2 protein-coding genes and 1 pseudogene are annotated in these 4959 nt (G+C 54.0%); all 3 read left to right on the top strand.

Going from position 1 to position 4959, the window contains the following annotated elements; genetic code table 11:
- Positions 1 to 266, top strand: a pseudogene (locus tag AC4FIC_RS14750) (hypothetical protein); the annotation flags it as partial.
- A 169-nt stretch (positions 267 to 435) separates the two neighbouring features.
- Positions 436 to 4569 (top strand): RHS repeat domain-containing protein, encoded by a 4134-nt coding sequence (locus AC4FIC_RS14755; RefSeq protein ID WP_488083960.1) that lies wholly within the window; start codon positions 436 to 438, stop codon positions 4567 to 4569.
- Between the two features lie 10 nt (positions 4570 to 4579).
- Positions 4580 to 4959, top strand: a 380-nt coding sequence (locus AC4FIC_RS14760; RefSeq protein ID WP_490359434.1) for an RHS repeat domain-containing protein, incomplete at its 3' end; no start/stop codon positions are given.

Genomic DNA, 4959 nt, shown 5'->3' on the forward strand with positions numbered 1-4959 from the left:
ACCTCGGCAAAACGAAGGAATTTTATGGTGCCTCAATGGCGCATTTCCAATTGTGGGCAGAAAAATCAGGTATCCCATGGCGGGCCATAAAACCACATCTAGTTGACACGCTAAGCAAGGCACGCGAGCTATGGCCTGACGCGCTAGAGGCACTGCCGATGCATGATGGACACAAAGAAGGATTGAAAGACCATTGGGGCAGGCTACACAAAGACTTTAAAATTAACACCACAAAGACAACTAACTCGCGGTTAAGGAATAGTTAGCGTTCGCATGTCGTATTTTTTTACGAAAATTCATAGGCAATCCACCCCCGCCCCCATATTAAATTTTTTTAGATTTTCGTCACAAAAAATCAAACACACTATTGCCTTACATTTTTCTGACAGACAAAATCCTTTTTTTTGATCATCACTAACAAAAAGGATAAACCAGATGCCCAACATCCTACCTCGGGTAGGGCTAATTGCAGTTTTTATTACCCTGAGTTCGTTAACCCATGCCAATTGGACAGACACCGAACCCGCCGGCCGACCGCTCAGTCAAAGTTACGGTCTGGACATTATCGATCACTACACTGGCACCTCTGCCGTACTGCAAAATGACTACAATATTCAGCTCGGCAGCCACAGTCAGTTTCCCTTAGTCCGATCCTTTGCCTTAGGCAGCGGCGCCTTACCGGGCGGTTACGCGGCACTCTATGATCTCTATAGTTTGGGCCAGACCCGGGCTGTTTCCAGTGCCTATTGTAGCTCCATTAGCCTAGCCAACCCCGCCGCCTTTAGAGTGCATTCGGGCAGCACGGTGACCTTCTTACCAGACCATTTCGATGCCGGGCAGGGCGTGTATCTGTCTAATTCAAATTGGCAACTCGATTGCACGCCCGACGACGCCTCTTACCGGCTTCAGCTAACGTCCCCAGAGGGCCTGCGATATTACTATCGCGACAGTGCGGCCAATGCCTACTTGGCGCAACGCCAATTGGGGCTGCCCAGCACCTTGATGGATAGCGCAGGCAACTATTTGAGGTTAAATCTATTAAGTGTGCAGACACTGGAACTGACCTCACGGTTCAATCAATTTGTGATCGATACCGACAAGGTGACGATCAATACCCGGACCGAACCCATCGCCCGGTTTGCCATCACGAATCGGTCAAAACAACTGACCGTCACCTATCAGGGCGGTGGCACCTGGCAATACCACTACGATTCGGCAACCCAGCAGCGCGTATGCAATCCATTAGGCGCTTGCGTCACGGTGGTCTACGCCGCCAGTCGCTTGGACGCGCCCCACAACACACCCAGAGTCGCCTCGCGCCAGTTCAGTATTCCGGCCCACGGCAGCTACAGCATTGGCTACCTCTATAGGCGTGACAGCGACGGCGCCTTGGTGACCACCGCCAACCACGGGGTTTACCAAATGGCCTACCGCTTTTATGAAAAGTGGTCCCCCAACAGTACCGTCTACAACTGGCAAAACGGCGCCCTGTTACAGCAAACCCAGTTCGACAACGCTGGCACCTACACTGACAAGCGCATGCAGTATCTGCAGGCCTATGCCCCGCCAGCAGGGACTGCCAATGCGAGCAGGCGTTCTCACGCCGTGCTTAAGGAGAGCGTTGAGAAGCGTTGGGTACCCAACGCCGGCGGTCAGTTTGTTTGGATCGGCAGCGTTAAAAAAACCCTCAGCGATTTTGACCGCTATTACCGCCCTCAGCTCACCCGTTACAGCTACCCCAGCACGGCATCGAGCGAGGGGCAGTCACCTGGCGCATCGGATCTGTTTCCCAGCATCGAAACCTACACCCGCTACGCCCAATTGCCCGGCATTCATCATCTGGGCCTAGTGGCAGAGAGCGGCATTAGCGGGTTGCCCTATAAAACCATTAACCGCTACCACGCCAATGGGTTGGTGCAGAGTCGATCGGAAAACGGGCGCATCACCCGATACGACTATGGCGCCTACGATGAATTGAGCCGCGTGACCGACCCCCTGTTAAACGTCACCACCTACCACGACTACCACCAGGGTGTGGCCCGCAAAGTGGCCGGACCGGAAGGCTACCGTGCTTCCCGAACGGTGAGCGAGGGCCAGATTACTGCGCAGACCCGATGGGGGAATCGCACCACCCGTTATGGCTTTGATGTGTTTGGCAAGCTGGAATGGGAACAGCCAGCCGAGGCCAGCCGAGCGACCATTCTGTACTCCTACGATTACCCGGCCAGCGGTGGCTTTTCGACCAGCCGGATCAATGGCACTCAATCCGAGACAACTCACTTTAATGGCTTGGGCATGGCCTACCGAGTAGAGGTGAATGGCACTGGGGTTGGCACCGGTTCGGCCTACCATTATAAGGTGGACTATCAGCACAATGATGATGGCAGCGTGAAATCCCAATCGGTGCCGGTGCCCTATAGCCAAAATGTGACCGATGCCAATCGAACTCTTTTCAAACAACACCCTAACGGCCTGCGCTATGAAATTCGCGGCGCCGACGGCAGCTTAACCCAGCTCGATTATATCGGTCCGTTTGAGATAAAAGTAACCGATAAAGAAGGGGTGGTGAAATATGAGAAAAGCCGCCTGTTCGGTGACTTCGGTTCCGAAGCGGTGGTCGAGGTGCGTCATCCCGCCGGCGGCGATCACCCCAGCGCTGCCACACAGATCAATATGAGCTATCTAGACAATGGTTTGCTCGACAAGGTTGTGGCGGTCGGTAAAACCCAATACTTCAATTACAACGCGGAAGGCCTATTGGCTTCCTATTCCACGCCCGAAACCGGCCTGGTGCAGTATCAATACGATGCCAACGGCCAGCTCGTCTACCAAAAGATTAATGAAGACAGCCCCGTGCGCTACCAATACGACGGCCTCGGCCGCCTAACCGCGGAAATATTTACCACCCCAAGCCTCAATGTCACGCACACCTACGACGACCTGAATCGTCGCCAAACCCTGCGCAAGAATGGTTTGAACTGGGCCTACACCACCGATAAGGACGATCAAATTCTAACCGCCCAGCTTACTCATATCACCTCCCAAGCCGTACCAGCCGTGATCAATACCTATCCGATCTATTCCAACTATTCCGGTCGATCGCTGCCGCCGCGCGGGCCCACTGGTCCGCAAACGGTTAGCCATGGCAAGAACATCGATGATGTCGGTGAGCTGGTGTGGAACTTTGCCTACAGTTACAGCCCAGAAGGCGTGCTCAATACGGTGCAATACCCAGATCGGGAGGTGGTGGGTTACCAACCCAATCGGATCGGCCAAAGCACCCAGGTGGGCGACTACATCAGTCAAATTCAATACTGGCCTAACGGCGCTTTGAAATCGCTGCGCTATGGCAATGGCCTGGTATCGAACTATCAACAGTCAGCCGACAGCGGCCAGATCAGTGGCATTCAACACGCCAACCTGTGGAGTAAGGCCTACCAATTTAGCAATGGCACCTATGTGTCGGGCATTACCGATCGACTCAATCCGGCTAAGAGTCTCAACTTCAGCTTCGACCAACTTTATCAATTAAAGCAGGTGAAAAATGCCCAGGGCGGAGTGATTGAGTCCTTTAGCTATTCGCCGATAGGGGATTTGGTGCGCAAGCAAACCGGCAATCAGGTGATCGATTACCTCTACAGCCCTGTGTCCAATCGGCTCAGCTCGGTCAAGAAAAATGGCTTAAACCAACTGCTCGGCTATTCACCCGACGGCCGAGTGATGACCTATGGCGGCGACAGCTATGGTTATTCGGATGACAAGCTATTGGTTGAATACGATAACAACAACGGCATCACCTGGAACTATCTATACGATGGCAATCACAACAAACTGCTCACTCTAAAAAATGGCCAGCCATACCATTACACCCTCTACGATCCCAGCGGCCGTCTGATGTTTGAGGAGCGGCCCGCCAGCGACGTGACCTCGAACCTGATCTATCTCGATAACCGCCTTATGGCGAAGCGCGATGGCCAATACGTACTCGACTATGTGGAATGCGATTACCAAGAAGACATAGCGCGCAAAAAAACCTACCTATATCACCGCCCAGTCTATCTGCAGAAGGGTACCGTTACCCAAGCCTATCTAGATAGCGGCGGACTAACCCACGGCGGTACCGCAGCGGTCGCCTTTGTCGGCGACTGCGGCACGAATGCCTACGACAGTTGGAATCACCAAATATTTCCCAATGAAGGGGCCCTGGCCGAGGTCAGCCCAGTGCGCCGGGAAAAGTGGTTATTTATCCAACAACGGGATTCTGCGGGCGTTCCTCACGGCAGTACTGGCGATCAATGGCTGTATGAATACCAAACCAAAACCGCCAACGGGGGCGTGCGCCGTGAATACGTATCCAGTGGTACCTGGCGGCACTATTACTGTTACCAACATTACCAGGTGTCGCTCTACCGCCGGCCCGAACTGATGAACACCGGCCGGACGGACCTTCTCGGCCGCACCAGCGGCAAGTACCGCACCCAATCCAAATCGTGGCGCGCCTGGCAACGTAAGCCGAACTTCAACTGCCAAAATCCACCGTTAGATCCAAACCAAATCCCCTGGGGCTAAGGAGACACATATGAAATTGATCAACCGATGTTCAATGCTCCTCCTAGCGGCCCTGTTGCTCGGTACCGGGCTGCTATCCACCCTGGTGAGTGCCAACGCGGCTGGGGAAACCATTACCTTTTACCACCACGACCACCTCGGCAGCCCGATTATGGCCACCAACGAAACCGGCGCGGTCTTATGGATACGGGAATACAGCGCCTACGGTGACCCCAAAACCCAAGGCGCCGCCGAGACAGTGAGCTACGCCGGCCACGAGTATTACCCCGAGTCCAACCTGACCAATATGGGTGCCCGCTGGTACAACAGCGAATTGGGCCGCTTTATGTCGCCCGACCCGGTCGGGTTTAACGCAGGCAATACCTTATCGTTTAATCGGTATTTGTATGG

The sequence above is a fragment of the Reinekea sp. genome, assembly GCF_982785585.1.

Coding starts and splice junctions, on each gene's coding strand:
- AC4FIC_RS14755 (WP_488083960.1), top strand. CDS start 436: ATGCCCAACATCCTACCTCGGGTAGGGCTAATTGCAGTTTTTATTACC.